At 69.2% G+C, this 16,037-nt stretch carries 12 protein-coding genes; 6 read left to right on the forward strand and 6 right to left on the reverse strand.

Annotation, left to right across the window (positions count from 1 at the left end; translation table 11 throughout):
* The 3 genes from N5K27_RS07990 to N5K27_RS08000 all read left to right on the forward strand — a co-directional run.
* The coding region (locus N5K27_RS07990; RefSeq protein WP_279815654.1) for an FAD-dependent monooxygenase at window positions 1–922 on the forward strand (922 nt) is incomplete at its 5' end.
* A gap of 78 nt (window positions 923–1,000) precedes the next feature.
* On the forward strand, window positions 1,001–1,771 hold the full coding sequence (locus tag N5K27_RS07995) for a TetR/AcrR family transcriptional regulator C-terminal domain-containing protein (protein WP_087838045.1): 771 nt from the start codon (window positions 1,001–1,003) through the stop codon (window positions 1,769–1,771).
* A gap of 149 nt (window positions 1,772–1,920) precedes the next feature.
* Window positions 1,921–2,889, forward strand: coding sequence for a tripartite tricarboxylate transporter substrate binding protein (locus N5K27_RS08000; protein WP_279815656.1), 969 nt, complete (start codon window positions 1,921–1,923; stop codon window positions 2,887–2,889).
* 273 nt (window positions 2,890–3,162) lie between these two features.
* On the opposite strand, the gene N5K27_RS08005 is transcribed toward N5K27_RS08000, so the two are convergent.
* Together N5K27_RS08005 and N5K27_RS08010 are read right to left on the reverse strand one after the other, a co-directional pair.
* Window positions 3,163–4,359, reverse strand: a complete 1,197-nt coding sequence (locus N5K27_RS08005; RefSeq protein ID WP_279815658.1) for an MFS transporter — start codon at window positions 4,357–4,359, stop codon at window positions 3,163–3,165.
* Window positions 4,360–4,459: 100 nt separating this feature from the next.
* Window positions 4,460–5,374 (reverse strand): hypothetical protein, encoded by a 915-nt coding sequence (locus tag N5K27_RS08010; protein WP_176400683.1) that lies wholly within the window; start codon window positions 5,372–5,374, stop codon window positions 4,460–4,462.
* Window positions 5,375–5,951: 577 nt separating this feature from the next.
* Between N5K27_RS08010 and N5K27_RS08015 the strand changes: the two genes are divergently transcribed.
* Window positions 5,952–8,180, forward strand: a complete 2,229-nt coding sequence (locus N5K27_RS08015; protein WP_087838042.1) for an NADP-dependent isocitrate dehydrogenase — start codon at window positions 5,952–5,954, stop codon at window positions 8,178–8,180.
* 245 nt (window positions 8,181–8,425) lie between these two features.
* Here the strand turns inward: N5K27_RS08015 and fabG are convergent, their stop codons facing one another.
* From fabG to N5K27_RS08030, 3 genes are read right to left on the reverse strand one after another with little or no spacing between them, the layout of a single operon-like run.
* Entirely contained in the window at window positions 8,426–9,187 is a 762-nt protein-coding gene (gene fabG, locus N5K27_RS08020; protein WP_279815660.1) for a 3-oxoacyl-ACP reductase FabG, read from the reverse strand.
* A 29-nt stretch (window positions 9,188–9,216) separates the two neighbouring features.
* On the reverse strand, window positions 9,217–10,209 hold the full coding sequence (locus tag N5K27_RS08025; RefSeq protein WP_279815662.1) for a tripartite tricarboxylate transporter substrate binding protein: 993 nt from the start codon (window positions 10,207–10,209) through the stop codon (window positions 9,217–9,219).
* Window positions 10,210–10,249: 40 nt separating this feature from the next.
* Window positions 10,250–11,947 carry an FAD-dependent oxidoreductase gene (locus N5K27_RS08030; RefSeq protein ID WP_279815663.1) on the reverse strand — a complete coding sequence of 566 codons (1,698 nt, stop codon included), beginning with the start codon at window positions 11,945–11,947 and terminating at the stop codon, window positions 10,250–10,252.
* A gap of 73 nt (window positions 11,948–12,020) precedes the next feature.
* Between N5K27_RS08030 and N5K27_RS08035 the strand changes: the two genes are divergently transcribed.
* Window positions 12,021–12,929, forward strand: a complete 909-nt coding sequence (locus N5K27_RS08035) for a LysR family transcriptional regulator (RefSeq protein ID WP_165404399.1) — start codon at window positions 12,021–12,023, stop codon at window positions 12,927–12,929.
* Between the two features lies 1 nt (window position 12,930).
* Here N5K27_RS08035 and N5K27_RS08040 read toward each other — a convergent pair whose 3' ends face one another.
* Window positions 12,931–13,854: a LysR family transcriptional regulator gene (locus tag N5K27_RS08040; RefSeq protein ID WP_279815666.1), complete on the reverse strand. Its 924-nt coding sequence runs from the start codon at window positions 13,852–13,854 to the stop codon at window positions 12,931–12,933.
* 175 nt (window positions 13,855–14,029) lie between these two features.
* On the opposite strand from N5K27_RS08040, the gene N5K27_RS08045 reads away from it, so the two are divergent.
* Window positions 14,030–16,027: a tripartite tricarboxylate transporter substrate-binding protein gene (locus tag N5K27_RS08045; protein ID WP_279815668.1), complete on the forward strand. Its 1,998-nt coding sequence runs from the start codon at window positions 14,030–14,032 to the stop codon at window positions 16,025–16,027.
* Window positions 16,028–16,037 lie beyond the last annotated feature (10 nt).

A 16,037-nucleotide genomic window follows, 5' to 3' on the forward strand; every position in this document is an offset into this window, starting at 1 on the left:
CATCGTCATGCGCGAGCGGCCCATCGTCGTGCGCCGGCCGGGGGCGGGCGGCGGCGCGATTCCGCGCATCGACCTGCTGCGCATCCTGCAGGACCATGCCCGCCGCCTGGACGTGGACGTACGCCACGAGCACCGGCTGGCCGACGTCCATGCGCTGGACGCCGACCTGGTGGTGGGCGCGGACGGCGTGAATTCGACGCTGCGCGCGGCCGACGAAGCCGCCTTCGGCACGACGCACGGCCGGCTGACCAACCACTTCGCCTGGTATGGCGTCGACAAGGCCTTCGAGACGCCGGCACTGGTGTTCCGCGAATGGCGGGGCGGCTGCTTCGTCGCGCACTACTACCCGTACTCGGCGGCCATGAGTACTTTCGTGGCCGAGTGCGACGACCGGACCTGGGTCGAGTTCGGCATGGAGGCGATGGACGCGCAGGGGCGGCAAGCCCTGTTCGAACAGGTGTTCGCGCCGGAGCTGGGCGGGCATGGGCTGGTGTCCAACCATTCCAGCTGGCGCCAGTTTCCGGTGGTGCGCAATCGATCCTGGCATGCGGGCAACCGCGTGCTGCTGGGCGATGCGCTGGCCAGCGCGCATTTCTCCATCGGTTCGGGCACCCGCATCGCGATGGAGGACGCCGTCGCGCTGGCCGAGGCACTGCGGCAGCGCCCGGACGACGTCGGCGGTGCGCTGGCGCTGTACGTGGCGTCGCGCAAGCCCGCCAAGCAGCGGCTCATCCGCGCCTCGGAAGCGTCCTACACCTGGTACGAGCGCGTGCGCGAATGGATGCGGATCGACTCGCCGCACGAATTCGTCTACCGCTTCATGACCCGCACGGGGCGGGTCGATCGCGACCGCCTGAAGCTCCAGTATCCGGAACTGGTCCGCGAGATGGAGGAGGCCGGGGTGGCGGCGCTGGCCGGATAGCGGGCGCGACGGACGCGGAAATTGCCGCCCTGGCAATAATTTTCTACGATAGAGCCGTCTCCACCCGCCCCGCCCGCCATGCCCGCCCCCAAGAAGGCCGCCGCCCAGGCCCCCGTTCCCCGCCGCCGCGGCCGGCCTCCCAAGGTCGAATCGCCGATCACCGCCGAGCCCATGCTGAGCCGCTGGGCCATACTCCAGCGCGCGATAGAACTGGCCAAGAGCATGCCGCTGGACCAGATCTCGATGGTGCAGCTGGCGCGCGATTTCGGCGTCGCGCCGGGCCTCATCCACTACTACATGGGCGGACGCGACAAGCTGGTGTCGGGCGTCCTGAACGACTATTACCGCCAGCGGGTCGAGAAGCTGCCCGCGCTGACTGGCGACTGGCGCTCGGACGTCGAGACCATCGCGCGGCTGAGCTTCGCGGTGGCCATCGCCAATCCGGGGGCCAGCATGTACGTGGCCTCGCACAACCGCTACCGCCTGTTCCAGGACGTCGAGCCGGACGAGACCGACTACGGCATGGTGTTCTTCAACCACATGGCCTCGGCCATCATGCAGGGCGGCTTCACGAACGACCAGGTGGCGCTGGCCTACCACCTGATCGCCCAGTACCTGGTGGGCGCCAGCATGGCCGAGGCCTCGCGGCAGATGCCGGCCTACCACGAGGATTTCATCCGGGCGCGGCTGGAGTCGGCGGATCCCTACCCCGCCGCGCGCGCCATCAGCCGCTCGTTCGCTCGCCTGAGTTCGGCCACGGCTTTCGACGAAGGGCTGCGCATCACGCTGGACGGCATCGCCGCCTGGCGCGCGGGCGCTTCCTCTACCCGGCGCCCGCGCCAGGGATAGGATCGCCACGGCGCGGCGCGCGTCCTGCCTCCGTACAAACCATTATTTGATACTCAATCAATTATTCGTACATTAATTGAATGGATATCAAATATGGTCGAGGAGCGGGTGGCGCCCAGCCTGCCCGCGCGTACCGGAGGAGACACGACATGGATCGCAAACTGGCCTGCGCCGCCGCGCTGGCGGGCATCCTGGCCGCGGTGCCGGCGCTTGCCGCCGAGACCTATCCGGCCCGCATGGTGAAGATGGTGGTGCCGTCCATCGCCGGCAGCGCCCCCGACATCATCGCGCGGCTGATGGCCGAACGGCTGACCGCGGCGTGGGGCCAGCAGGTGGTGGTGGAGAACCGCCCCGCCGGCAACGGCATCGCCGCCATGCAGGAACTGGCCCAGGCCGCGCCCGACGGCTATACGCTGGGGCTCTTTCATGCCGCGGCGGCCGTGACCACACCGGTCATGTACAAGGAAGCCCGCTTCGACATCGAACGCGATGCCGAGACGGTGGCCACCATCGCCTATACGCCGATGCTGTTCGTCGCCAATGCCCAGGCGCCGTACAAGAGCGTGGCCGAGATCCTGGCCGCCGCCCGCGCCAGGCCCGACGACGTGGTCATCGGCAGCCCCCGCCGCGGATCCGTTCCCCACCTGACCTCCGAGATGATGGGCCAGTACGCCCATGCCCGGTTCCGGCAGATCGGTTTCAGCGGTACGACGCAGGCCATCCAGGCGCTGATCAAGGGCGACATCCCGCTGTACATCGACGGCACCGCGCCGCTGCTTCCGTTGGTGCGCAGCGGCCGCATCAAGGCCATCGCCGTCACGGCCGACGAAGCGCTGCCCGGCCTGGAAGGCATTCCCCTGGCCAAGGACGCCGTACCCGGCACCGTCGCTTCCGGCTGGTTCGCCATGTTCGCCCCCAAGGGCACGCCCCAGGCCGTGATCGACCGGACCAGCGCCGACGTCAACGCGGCGCTGCGCCAGGGCCCCTTCGCCGCCCGCCTGGCGGAACTGGGCACCTATCCGATGATCAAGTCCCACGCCCAGGCGCGCGACTTCATCCGCAGCGAAAAGAAGCGCTGGGAAGAAGTCATCGCCGAAGCCGGAGTAAAACCCGAGTAACGAAGAGCAGACCCAGGATCCGACTCCGCCGGTCGGGGAAGCCCACCCCCTACCCGCTTGCGCGGGCCCCTCGAGGGGGCGAAACCGGCGGACTGCAAAGCCAGATCCGCGGTTTCCTGGGTCTGGGGAAACTGTCTTGGGTTGTAGCACCGGTGCTGTCGCCGGCAGCCAGCGATAGCACCGGTGCCACAACCCAAGAATCGAGTACTAGACCCAGGATGCGGTGGATCCGGCTCCGCCGGTCCACCCGCATCGCCCCCTGGGGGGCGCGCGTCAGCGCGTAGGGGGGGACCTCTTCGGCAGCCACCGCCAAAGGACGGCCGCCGCTGCGAACCCCAGCGTGCCTACCGATGCCACCCCTATGGTCAGCGACGCCACGGCCGTGATGGCCGACAGGATGACCGGTCCGAGGCTGTTGCCCACGTCGGCGATCAGGCGCCAGATGCCCAGGAACTCCGTGCGTCCATGGGCGGGCGAGGAGTCGGCCCCCAGTGTCATGACGATGCCCGAACTGATGCCGTTGCCGAAGCCCAGGATCAGCGACACGATCAGGAAGGACACGACGCCGGTCGTCAGCGAGGTGGCCATCAGCGCGCCGCCCATCAGCAGCACGGAGGGCAGCGCCACCCACAGGCGGCCGTGCCGGTCCATGATCGTGCCGGCCGGGTAGAACACCGACATGTCGATGGCGGCCACCAGCCCGTAGATGATCGAGGCGGCGGTCGGCGCGAGCCCCAGGTGGTCGGCCCACAGCGGGATCACGACCTGGCGCGACGAGCGCAGGGCGCTGACCAGCAGAATGCCCAGGCCCAGGGTCAGGAACACCTTGGCATGGTCGCGCGCGATGTCCTGGACGCGCGGCTTGGCGCGCGCGGGATCGGCATGGAGCTGGCCGCCCATCTCGGGCGCGAGGTGAGCGATCAGCCCGGCGCCCGAGATCGCCACCGCGGCCACCCAGTAGGCACCGTTGATGCCCACGAAGTGGATCATGGCGGCGCCGGCGAAAGGGCCGATGAAGACGCCTATCCGGTTGGTGCCGCCCAGTGTGGAGAGTGCTCGCGCCCGCATGTAGGAGGGCACGGCATCGATCAGGTAGGTCTGGCGGGCCAGCATGAATACTGACGCCGCCATGCCCACCAGGAAGACCCCCACGGCCAGCATCCAGGCATGCGTGGCGAAGATGCACAGCAGCAGCGCCAGCACGCTGAACGCGGCCGCGCCCGCCATGGACCGGCGTTCCCCGTGGCGGGACGTGATCATGGCGGCCGGGATGTTGCTGACCAGCGAACCTATTCCCATCAGGGACACGATCAATCCGGCCAGGGCCACCGAGGCGCCGAGCTCGCGGGCGCTGAGCGCGATGATCGGGAGGATGGCGCCGTTGCCGACGCCGTAGAGGACTGATGGACCGAATGCCGGGACGGCGATCTGCTTGAGGCTGAAGGGGGTGTCGCTGCGCGGCGCTGTCATTGCGGGGGGAAGGGGCTGGGGCGGGCCGGCGGGCGCCGCGTGTGGTCGATGCCGCAATTGTCGCGCAAATCGACGCCCGCGGCCGGCCCGGCCCGTTCCGCTAGACGATGTCGTCGCGGCTCCGGCCTCCCACGGTGGCCATCCAGCTTGCCACGAAGGCGCCGATCAGCATGGCCGCGAAGGCCCACAGGGCGAACGCAGCGGCCGCCTTGCGGGCCGTGTCCGCCGCCTGCCGCGCGGTCTGCTCGGCCTGCTGGGCCGCCTGCCGGGCGCGCGTGACGACGTCGTCCACCCGCTTCTCGGCCGTGGCCTGGTCGGCGCCGGTCTGCGCCGAGACGACCCGCGCCAGGTAGCCGCGGTCCTCGGCGCTCAGCTCCCCGCGGGCTACGCTGGCGGCGACGATGCGGCCGACCTCGGCCCGCACCGCGCCGGGGTCCCCGGCCGGGTTGGGCTGTTCGCTCCGCAGCAGCAGGTCGGCCACGTAGCCGGTCGGCATGCCGCCCTGGTCCGTCTGCATCGCCTGCCCGGCGGCGGCCGTGGCTGCGGCGCCGGTGCCCGCGGCGATGGTGGCGCCGGCCTTCGCCGTGCCGGCCGCGGCGGACATCAGCGCTGAACCGAGCACGATGGCGCTGACGACGGCGCTCAGCGCCCACACCAGGAAGCCGTGCGCGGTGTCGCGGAAGTAGGTCTCGTCGGTGTGGATGCCGACCCATTTCGTGCGCAGCCGTCCGGCCAGGTAGCCGCCCAGGCCGTACGCGATGATGTGGGTCAGGATCATCCAGACGATGGCGCCTATGCCCAGCGCGGTGGCCGAGGCCCCTTCGCCGGACCACGGGGACATCGAGACGAAGCCCAGTCCCGCGCCGCCGGCGAGCAGCATGAAGGAGACCGCCGAGGCGATGACGGCGCCGGCGATGATGGCGGCCCAGGAGACCGCGGACGCGGGGGATTCGTTCGCGCGTGCCAGGGTGGGGCTGGAAACGTAAGAATTACCTGCGGATGTAGCGTTTTCCATGAGGTGGCCTTTTCTTGTGGTTGGAAGGAGGCGTGGACCGCGAAGCGGCGCGGGCGCTAGTGCCAGAACAGGGCGAGCAGGATGATGATGGGAATGGGAACGCCCAGGAGCCAGAGCAGGATGGCGCGCATGAAGATCTCCGATTGGAAGGTGGATGGACGGCGGCGGGCACGCATGCCCGCCACGGGCGACCCGATTGCGCAAGTGCCGTGCCCGGTCGAGCCGGAAAGGCGCGGTTGTCGCCGGAGTCGCGTCCGGCGCGGCCGAGCGCTGGCGGTCCGCGTCGTGCTCGGATGTGCATGACGGGACGGCTTTCCCGTCGTTGCCGCCCGGGGCGCCGACCAGGCAGGCAGTGATAAAATCTCACTCCGCATTGTGAAAGCCGCGGATCCGGGGCCGGGAGGCCCGGGCCGCCACGGCATTCGCGAGGACGCGATTCTTCAGGCAATCGAAGCCGTCGCGCGGGTGTCAGGGCGCCCGCGCGACGTCCCCTGCATGGCCGCCAGTGCATGCCCGGTCCCAGGGGGTTGTCCGAGAATCTCCGCTACTTCCGTAATCGAGTGAGATTCAATAAAGAATGTCTACCACGTCGAAGATCATCTACACCCTCACTGACGAAGCGCCTGCACTGGCGACGTACTCGCTGCTGCCCATCGTCCAGGCTTTCACCCGTTCCGCCGGCGTCGACGTCGAAACGCGGGACATCTCCCTTTCCGGCCGCATCATCGCCGTGTTCCCCGAGTACCTGACCGACGCGCAGAAGATCTCGGACGACCTGGCCTACCTCGGCCAGCTGGCGACCAAGCCGGAAGCCAACATCATCAAGCTGCCCAACATCAGCGCCTCGATCCCGCAGCTCAAGGCCGCGATCAAGGAACTGCAGCAGAAGGGCTACAAGCTTCCCGACTATCCGGACGAGGTCAAGAACGACACCGACAAGGACGTCAAGGCCCGCTACGACAAGGTCAAGGGCAGCGCCGTGAACCCGGTCCTGCGCGAAGGCAACTCCGATCGCCGCGCGCCGCTGTCGGTCAAGAACTACGCCCGCAAGCACCCCCACAAGATGGGCGCCTGGAGCGCCGACTCGAAGTCGCACGTCGCCCACATGGAAAGCGGCGACTTCTACGGCAGCGAGAAGTCCGCCGTGGTCGAGAACGCCGGCAACGTCCGCATCGAGCTGGTGGGCAAGGACGGCACGACCAAGGTGCTGAAGGAAAAGACCGCGGTCAAGGCGGGCGAGATCATCGACGCCTCGACCATGAGCAAGAAGAAACTGGCCAGCTTCATCGAAGCCCAGATCGAGGACGCCAAGAAGCAGGGCGTGCTGTTCTCGGTGCACCTGAAGGCCACCATGATGAAGGTCTCGGACCCCATCCTGTTCGGCCAGGTGGTGTCCGTGTTCTTCAAGGATGTGCTGGCCAAGCACGCCGACGCGCTCAAGCAGGTCGGCTTCGACCCCAACAACGGCCTGGGCGACCTGTACGCCAAGATCAAGGACCTGCCGGCCGACAAGCAGGCCGAGATCGAAGCCGACATCAAGGCCGAATACGCCAGGCGTCCCGAACTGGCCATGGTGAACTCCGACAAGGGCATCACCAACCTGCACGTGCCCAGCGACGTCATCATCGACGCCTCGATGCCCGCCATGATCCGCGAGTCGGGCAAGATGTGGGGCCCGGACGGCCAGCTGCATGACGCCAAGGCCGTGATTCCCGATCGCTGCTACGCCGACGTCTACCAGGTCGTCATCGAGGACTGCAAGAAGAACGGCCCGTTCGACCCGGTCACGATGGGCACCGTGCCCAACGTCGGCCTGATGGCCCAGGCCGCCGAGGAATACGGTTCGCACGACAAGACCTTCCAGCTGCCGGCCGACGGCACGGTGCGCGTGGTCGACGAAGCCGGCAAGGTGCTGCTGGAGCAGCCGGTCGAAGCCGGCGACATCTTCCGCATGTGCCAGACCAAGGACGCGCCGGTCCAGGACTGGGTCAAGCTGGCCGTCAGCCGCGCCCGCGCCACCGGCGCCCCGGCCGTGTTCTGGCTGGACAAGAACCGCGCCCACGATGCCCAGATCATCGCCAAGGTCGAGAAGTACCTGAAGGACCACGACACCAGCGGCCTGGACATCCGCATCCTGTCGCCGGTCGAGGCCACCCGGCTGTCGGTCGAGCGCATCCGCAAGGGCCAGGACACCATCTCGGTCACCGGCAACGTGCTGCGCGACTACCTGACCGACCTGTTCCCCATCATGGAACTGGGCACCAGCGCCAAGATGCTGTCCATCGTTCCGCTGATGGCCGGCGGCGGCCTGTTCGAGACCGGTGCCGGCGGCTCGGCGCCCAAGCACGTGCAGCAGTTCCTGGAAGAAGGCTTCCTGCGCTGGGATTCGCTGGGCGAGTTCCTGGCCCTGGCCGCTTCCATCGAACACCTGGCCGACACGTACAAGAACGCCAAGGCCAAGGTGCTGGCCACCACGCTGGACCAGGCCACCGGCAAGTTCCTGGACGAGGACAAGTCGCCCGCCCGCAAGGTCGGCGGCCTGGACAACCGCGGCAGCCACTTCTACCTGGCCCTGTACTGGGCCCAGGCCCTGGCCGCCCAGACCGGGGACAAGGAACTGCAGGCCGCGTTCGCGCCCGTCGCCAAGGAATTGGCCGACAACGAAGCCAAGATCGTGGCCGAGCTGGGCGCGGTGCAAGGCAAGCCGAACGACATCGGCGGCTACTACCGTCCCAGCCCCGAGCTGGCCAGCAAGGCCATGCGTCCCAGCGCCACGCTGAACGCGGTCTTGGCCAAGCTGGGGTAGAAGCCCCCCTACGCGCTTACGCGCGCCCCGGCATGGTGAGCCCCCAGCCGCTACGCGGCAGGCCCCCGAGGGAGCGGGGACCCGCCTTGGGGCGGCCCGGCGCCGGGTCCCCGGGGCGGCACTGGCGGACCGGCGGAGCCGGATCCGCTGTGCCCTGGGGCCGATGGATGCCCCCGTTTGCGGTCTGAATAAAAAACGCCCTTGCGGGCGTTTTTTATTTGCGGGTCAAGTGAGGCCGTGCGGAACTAGTAGGTGGCGCGCCCACCGGACAGGTCGAAGACCGCACCCGTGCTGAAGCTGCACGCCCGCGATGACAACCAGGCCAGCATGGCGGCCAGTTCTTCCACTTCGCCGAAGCGGCCCATGGGGATTTTTTGCAGCAGCCGCTGCGTGCGTTCCGGCGCGATCTCGATGTTGCGGCGGGTCATGGGCGTGTTCAGCACGGTGGGCGCGACGCAGTTGACCAGCACGCCGCTGGCGGCGAATTCCTTGCCCAGGCTCTTGGTCAGCGCGATGACGCCCGCCTTGGCCGCGGAGTAGGAAGGCGTGTAGGGATTGCCTTCCTTGCCGGAGGTCGAGCCGACGTTGACCACGCGCCCGTATCCCGCCTGCGCCATGATGGGCATCACGGCCCGGCAGCAGTGGAAGGTGCCGGTCAGGTTGACGGCCAGGACGTCGTCCCAGTCGGCCAGCGACGACGAGGCCAGCGGGCCGGGCGGACGAATGATCCCCGCATTGTTGATCAGCACGTCGATCCGCCCCCAGCGGGCAAGGACGGCCTGGGCCGCCTGTTCCACCTGCTCGTGGCGCCGCACGTCCACCGTGCGCTGATCGATGCCGTCGGCCCGGGCCAGGGAGGCGGCCGACGCCCGCAGGGTCTCGGCGCCGGCATCCCACATCGACACTCGCGCGCCGGCGCCCAGCAGGTCCTGCGCGATGCGCAGCCCCACGCCGCTGGCCGCGCCGGTCACGACGGCCACCTGTCCCGAAAAATCGTATTTGACCACCTGTCTCTCCCTGTCCTTGCCTGATGCTGCTAGTAATCCGCCTTGATGCCCGCGGATTCCGCGAGCCTGCGATAGAGCCGCGTTTCCTTTTCGAGGAAGGCGCGGAAGTGCGCCGGCGACGTGTCCGCCGGCACGCCGGCGTTCTCGAGCACGCGGTCGCGCACCGCCGGGTCGCGCAGACTGCGGTCGATGGCCGAGGCCAGCACGTCGATGCGCGCGGCCGGCGTCCGTGCGGGCACCAGATAGCCTTGCCAGGCGGCGATGTCCATGCCGGCGATGCCGGATTCCTTCATCGTCGGGATGTCGGGCGCCAGGGCGGGCCGGGCATCGCCGGTCACCGCCAGGATCTTCATCTCGCCGCTGCGGTGCCGGGGAAAGACCGAGTTCATGTCCGAGAACACCAACTGCACCTGTTCGCCCAGCACGCCCACGATGGCGGGCCCCAGGCCCTTGTAGGGAACATGCAGGAGCCTGGTCCCGGTGGCGGACTGGAACAGCTCGCCGGCGAAATGGGGCTGGCTGCCCATGCCGGACGAGGCATAGGTGAGTTCGCCCGGGCGCCGCCGGGCCTGCGCCAGCACGTCCTGGATAGAGTCCAGGCCCGAGCCGCGCCGCGCGGCGATGCAATAGGGCGCGGTGAACATCAGGCTGACCGGCGCGAGCGCATCCAGCAGGCCCCGGCCCGAACGCTGCAGCGTCGCGCCGCGTTCGCGCAGCAGGACCGCGCTGGTGACATAGCTGCCCGTGGCCACGTACATCGTGTAGCCGTCGGGTTCGGCGCGGGCGGTGCCCTCCGCCGCCAGCGTGGTGCCGGCTCCGGGCCGGTTCTCCAGCACGATGGGCTGGTGAAGTTCTGCCTCCATGCTGCGAAAGAGGATGCGGGCCAGCAGGTCCGCGCCGCCGCCGGGGCTCAGGCCCAGCAGGGCCTTGACCGGCCGCGCGGGAAAGGTTTCCCCGAACGCGGGCCGGACGGTGATGGCGGCGCCGGCGGCGATGCCCAGGAAGGTCCGTCGTGTCAACATGATGTCTCCTTGTCCGCGCCCTTCGCGCGCGTGTTTTCTTTCATCGGTGCAGGAACATGGCCGAGATCTTCTCCGCGGCCATCATGACCGGAAGATTGGTGTTGGCGCGCGGGACCGCGGGCAGCAGGGACGCGTCGGCGATCGTCAGCCCCGCCACGCCATGGACCTGGCCGTCGGGCGCCGCCACCGACATCCGGGAGGCCGCCGGGCCCATCGCGCAGGTGCCGACATGGTGGTACTGGAGCACGATCGACGCTCGCAGCGCCGCCTGCATGGCCTGTGGACCGGCGGCGCCCAGCAGTGGATCCGGCAGCGGCTTCACCGCCAGCGCATACAGGGGTGACAGGAGTCCGGGCCAGAGGCCGCCGGCGGCGCTCATGGCGCGGCTGGCCAGGCGTGTCGCGGACGTGCGAAAGCCCATCCACGCGGCGGCCTTGCCCAGCTTGACGAGTCCGGTGCCGCCGCCGATAGCGCGCACGCGCGGGCTCTCCAGGAATTCCATCGCGGCGCGCACGCCCATCGACAGGCGCTCGACGTCCGACCGGTGATCGAGCATGTTGAAATCGATGGCCGGCGCGACCCGGCAGTCGCCGGCGCGCAAGGTGACCGATCCGCTCGATGCGGGGCGGTGCAGCACGACGTTCAGCACGCCCACGTGGCTGCCCGCGGCATGCCACGCGGCGCGGTCCCAGACCGACAGGTAGACGTCGCCGCCGGAGCGATGCGCGCCCGAGGACAGCCGCAGGGCCGCGTGCGCCGTCGGCAGGCCGGGCGGCAGTCCCTTTCCGCCTTTCAGGATGACGCCCAGGGGCACGGCGCAATGGTTCTGCAGGTTGCGGCCGACGCCGGGCAGATCCGCCACCGTCCGGATGCCCAGCGCTTCGAGCGCGGCGGCATCGCCGATGCCGGAACGCAGCAGCAGGGTGGGGGTCTGCAATGCGCCGGCGCACAGGAAGACGCGGCGAGCCAGGAAGAGACGCGGGGTGCCCGCCGATTCGGCCTCGACGCCGCACACGCGCCCCTGTTCGATCCGCAACCGCAGGCAGCGGGTGTCGGCCAGGATGTCCAGGTTGCCTCGGGCCCGCGTGGCCGTGCCCAGGTAGGCTCGGTTCGCGGAGCATCGGCCGCCCCGGTCGGTCGAGACCGGCTGGACGAAGCAGCCGTCGCGGAAATCGGTGTTGGGATCCGCGATACGCGGATAGCCCGCCTGCTCCCAGGTGTCGAGCAGGGCGTTGCTGAGCCGCCGATGCGGCGATGCCGCCTGCCGCGCGACGGCGATGGCGGCGGCATCGTCGCAGTCCTGGCGCGGATCGGCCGATTCGAGCCGGCGGAAGTAGGGTTCCACGTCGCGCCAGCTCCAGCCGTGCGCGCCGGCTTCGCACCATTCGTCGAAGTCCGCCGCGATTCCGCGCATCGCCACCATGGCGTTGATGGACGACGAGCCGCCCACGAGCCGGCCCTGCGGGACGCGGGCCATGCGGCGGTCGGCGCCGCCTACGATCTGTCCTTTCAGTCCGGGCCATTGCAGCGCCGCGTCGTAGGCCGAGAGCGGATAGGGGTGGCGGATGGCCGGCGTTTCCTGCGGACCGGGGTCCGGGCCCGCTTCGAGCAGCAGCACCCGGCAGCGGCCGTCCTCCGACAGGCGGCGGGCGACGATGCAGCCGGCGGATCCCGCGCCTATCACGATTGCGTCATAGCTTTTTTCCATGCCGCCACGATAGACCCGGCACGCGGGCATGGATCTCTGCTTCAAAGATGGCAGTGATCTTTTTCATGGATATCAAAAGGCGTTGTCCTGCTATGCTGGACCGATGAACGCTCCGCTGCTCGACATTGAATCCGCCCGCTACTTCCTGGCCGTGGCGCAAGCCCAGAGCATTTCCGCGGCGGCGGTGTCGCTCGGTACCGTGCAGTCCAACGTCTCCAACCGCATCGCCCAACTGGAGGGCAGCATCGGCGTGGCGCTGCTGCGCCGGCACAACCGGGGCGTCGGCCTGACCAGCGCGGGCGAGGCACTGCTGCCGCATTGCCGCGAATTGCTGCGCCTGTCGGCAAGCGCCGTCGCCTCGGTGCAGCAAGTCGCCGGAGGCCGTCCCGAATTGCGCATAGGCGCCTTCCATACGGCCACGGCAAGCCTGGTGCCCAGGGTGCTGTCCGGTTTCATCCGCGAGAACCGGGGCGTCCGGCTGACCGTGCGTGCGGGTACCACCGAGGAGATCCGCGCCTGTCTGAACGAAGGGGACATCGATTGCGCCTTCCTGCCCGGTGCCGCGGTGGACGGCACCATGATGGTCCAGGCCCGTTTCAATGAGCAACTGGGCTGGGTGGCGAAGACCGGGACGGTGCGGCCCGGCGGACGGCCGCTGATGCAGGTGCTGGCCGGATTGCCGCTGTATTCCGTGCGCCGCGGCGCGCTGTACGAAGCATCGGTCAGGCTGCTTTTCCAGGACGCGGGGGTCACCCCCGCGATGCCGCTTTTCCAGGAAGCGGGTTCGGCCGAGATCCTGCGCGAGATGCTGGCGCTGGGGGGCTGCTTCACCCTGGCCGGCCGCAGTGTCTTCGCGGCGGAAGTGGAGGCGGGCGTGCTGGAGTTCCATGCCGTGCCAGGACAGTCGCCCAGGCTGCAACCGGTGCTGGTCGGCGTGCGGGGCCGGACCCTGCCCGAGGTCCCTGCCTTGTTCGTCCGTTACGCCAAGGCGCGGGCCGCGCAGCCGTCCTGAACTACAGCCGCGCCGCCGGCGCCGATGGATAACCCGGGTCGCCGTAGGTCTGTCGCAGGTGATCGATGAACACCCGCACGCGCGAGGGCATGTGCCGGCGTTGGGGCACCACGGCATGGATGCCCACGGTCGCGACCGCGTAGTCGTCCAGCACCGAGCGCAGCCGGCCACGCCGCAGGTCGTCCTCGACTTCCCACAGCGCGCGCCAGGCCAGGCCCATGCCGGCCAGCGCCCATTGGTGCAGCGTCGAGCCGTCCGAACAGCGCAAGTTACCGGAGACGGGCTGTTGCAGCAGGCGCCCGTCCACGCGGAATTGCCAATGCCGGGCCTGCATCTGGCTTTCGCCGTGGAAGCACAGGCAGTTGTGGCGGGCGAGATCGGCGGGACGGACCGGTACGCCGGCGCGGTCCAGGTAGGCAGGGCTGCCGACCACCACGCGCCGCGTTCCGCCCAGCGGGATGGCGACCTGGCCACTGTCGGGCGGATCGCCGATGAAGAGCGCGCAATCGAAGTCGCCGGTGGGCAGGTTGGCGTAGTGGTCGTGCAGGTCCAGCGTGATGTCGAGCGAGGGATGGCGCGCCACCAGCGATGGGATCAGCGGGGCGATGTGGCGGCGCCCGAAGCCCGCCGGCGCGGTGACGCGCAGATGGCCGTGCGCGCCAGAGGCGCGGGCCGAGACCGCCGCCTCGGCCTGCTCAAGGTTGGCGAGCAAGGCGCGCGCGGCGTCCAGGAAGCCGGTGCCGGCTTCTGTCAGCGACAGTCCGCGCGGGCTGCGATGCACCAGCCGGGCCGCCAGGCGCTGCTCCAGCGCGTCGATGCGCTCGCGCATGACGTTGGGGGCCACGCCTTCGCTGCGGGCCGCGGCGGAAAAACTTCCGTGCAGCGCCACGGAAACGAAGGATTCGAGCTGCTTGTAGTGGTCCATGGCGCTCCCGGAGGCCGGACGGAACAGGTCGAGTGTGCCATGGCTCTATCGCCATACCTAGCGCTGTACGCTCGATTACATCGCATTTACCTACAGCTGTATTGACCGTGGCCGGCTTCCCCCGCCGTGGGACGCTAGGGACAATGCGTGCATTCCCACTCCGACGAGGCCCGACATGGCGCAGGACGTCCGCAACGCAACCCGGCCCTACGGCGGCTACGACCGCCGGCCCTCCACGACGCCCGACCGTGAACTGGCCGAGGTCGGCCGCGGCACGCCCGCCGGCGAGTACCTGCGCCGCTTCTGGCAGCCGGTGGCGCTGGCCGCCGATATCAAGGACCTGCCCGTGCCCATCACCATCCTGGGCGAGGAATTGGTGGTGTTCCGCGACCGCTCCGGCGCACTCGGTCTGCTGGAGCGCCATTGCAGCCATCGCCGCACTTCGCTGGAGTTCGCGCTGATCGTGGACCACGGGCTGCGCTGCGCCTACCATGGCTGGCACTACGGCGTGGACGGCGCGCTGCTGGACGTGCCGGGCGAGAAGGTGCCGGGTGCGCTGGCGTCCCGCATGTACCACGGCGCCTATCCGGTGCGGGAATTCCGCGGCCTGGTGTTCGCGTACATGGGGCCGCCCGACCAGCGGCCGCCATTTCCCGACTACGACTTCATGCACCACGACGAGGAAGAATATCTGCCGTTCTGCTGGCATAACCCATGCAATTGGGTGCAATTGCGCGAGAACACGCAGGATCCCATCCACCTGACCTTTCTGCATTCGATGTTCGACGTGCAGCAGTTCGGCGACTACGCCTACGATCTTCCCGTCATCCAGGCCTGCGAGACGCCCATCGGGCAGATCACCACCAGCGTGCGGCGCGTGCATGACCTGTACTACTGCCGCGTCAACGAGCTGATCCTGCCCAACATCGCCCGCGTGCCCGACGGCATCCGCCTGGGCGACGCGATTCCCGAGAACATGGCTGGCGAGCCGGGCAGACGGCAGGCGATCGAGCTGCGCTACCGGCGCCAACTGCCTTCCAGCCATGGCCTGGGCCTGTCGACCTGGATCGTGCCCAACGACGATTTCAACGCGATGCACATGGGATGGCTGCATTTGTCGCCCAAATGGAGCGAAAAAGCGCGTGCCGACTACCTTGCCACGATCACCTTCGGCCAGACGGGCGAGCGCAGCTACGAGGAACGGCACCGCAACCCGGGCGACTGGGATGCCTGGGTCGCGCAGGGCAGGATGGCGATCCAGGCCAACGAGAACCTCACCGCCGCCGATGCCGGCATCGCCTTGTTCCGCCGCCAGTTGCGGGCGGGCATCCGCGCCGTGCAGGCGGGCGAGCGGCCCAAGGGCATGCGCGCCGAAGGCGAGGGCGTATGCCAGACCTATGGCTATGCCTTGACGCGGCCCGCCCCCTGCCTGCCGGACGAAGGCGCGGAGTGGGCGGCCAAGCAGGACTACGCCCAGGAGATGCAGCAGGACATCCTGGCCGCCCATCTGTTGCCCAAGGCAAGTACGCCAGCCGTCGTGCGCGCCTTCGCGCCGGTCATCCAGTTGTCGCAGGGCATGCTGCTGCTGGCCGCGCGGCCCGGCCTGGGCGTGTCCGACGCGGCGGGGCTGGTTGCGCTGGCGAAGAAACGCCCGGGCCTGAGCTATGGCAGCCCGGGCAGCGGCTCGCCCATGCACATCGCCGGAGAACTGTTCAACCGCGCGGCGGGCGTGTCGATCACGCATGTGCCCTACAAGGGCACGGCGCCCGCCATCACCGACCTGCTGGGCGGGCACATCGACCTGATCTACGGCGTGCCCGGCTCGCTCTGGCCCCATGTCCAGGCCGGCAAGATGGTGGCGCTGGGCGTCGTGCAGCCCACCCGTTCCCCGCTGCTGCCGCAGGTGCCGACGCTGGAGGAGCAGGGCGTGAAGGGGCTGGACGTGACGACCTGGTACGGCATGCTGGCGCCCGCCGGTACGCCCGCGCCGGTGGTCGCGCGGCTCAATCGCGAGGTCGCGGCCATCCTGGCCGAACCCGACGTGCAGAAGGAATTCCGCGCGCAGTGGGAAGTGCCGGTGGGGGGCTCGGCGGAAGACTTCACGCGGCGCACGCGCGACGACTACAGGCGTGCGGGTGCGATCGTCGCCGAGTTCGGCATCCGCCTGGATTGAAGCCTTCGGC

This window comes from Pigmentiphaga sp. GD03639, from assembly GCF_029845405.1.
Classification (GTDB): Bacteria; Pseudomonadota; Gammaproteobacteria; order Burkholderiales; family Burkholderiaceae_B; genus Pigmentiphaga; species Pigmentiphaga daeguensis.

What these genes read in the sequence shown, in the direction of transcription:
- N5K27_RS07995 (WP_087838045.1), top strand. Translation starts at nt 1,001, where the DNA reads ATGCCCGCCCCCAAGAAGGCCGCCGCCCAGGCCCCCGTTCCCCGCCGC.
- N5K27_RS08000 (WP_279815656.1), top strand. Translation starts at nt 1,921, where the DNA reads ATGGATCGCAAACTGGCCTGCGCCGCCGCGCTGGCGGGCATCCTGGCC.
- N5K27_RS08005 (WP_279815658.1), bottom strand. Translation starts at nt 4,359, where the DNA reads ATGACAGCGCCGCGCAGCGACACCCCCTTCAGCCTCAAGCAGATCGCC.
- N5K27_RS08010 (WP_176400683.1), bottom strand. Translation starts at nt 5,374, where the DNA reads ATGGAAAACGCTACATCCGCAGGTAATTCTTACGTTTCCAGCCCCACC.
- N5K27_RS08015 (WP_087838042.1), top strand. Translation starts at nt 5,952, where the DNA reads ATGTCTACCACGTCGAAGATCATCTACACCCTCACTGACGAAGCGCCT.
- N5K27_RS08025 (WP_279815662.1), bottom strand. Translation starts at nt 10,209, where the DNA reads ATGTTGACACGACGGACCTTCCTGGGCATCGCCGCCGGCGCCGCCATC.
- N5K27_RS08030 (WP_279815663.1), bottom strand. Translation starts at nt 11,947, where the DNA reads ATGCCCGCGTGCCGGGTCTATCGTGGCGGCATGGAAAAAAGCTATGAC.
- N5K27_RS08035 (WP_165404399.1), top strand. Translation starts at nt 12,021, where the DNA reads ATGAACGCTCCGCTGCTCGACATTGAATCCGCCCGCTACTTCCTGGCC.
- N5K27_RS08040 (WP_279815666.1), bottom strand. Translation starts at nt 13,854, where the DNA reads ATGGACCACTACAAGCAGCTCGAATCCTTCGTTTCCGTGGCGCTGCAC.
- N5K27_RS08045 (WP_279815668.1), top strand. Translation starts at nt 14,030, where the DNA reads ATGGCGCAGGACGTCCGCAACGCAACCCGGCCCTACGGCGGCTACGAC.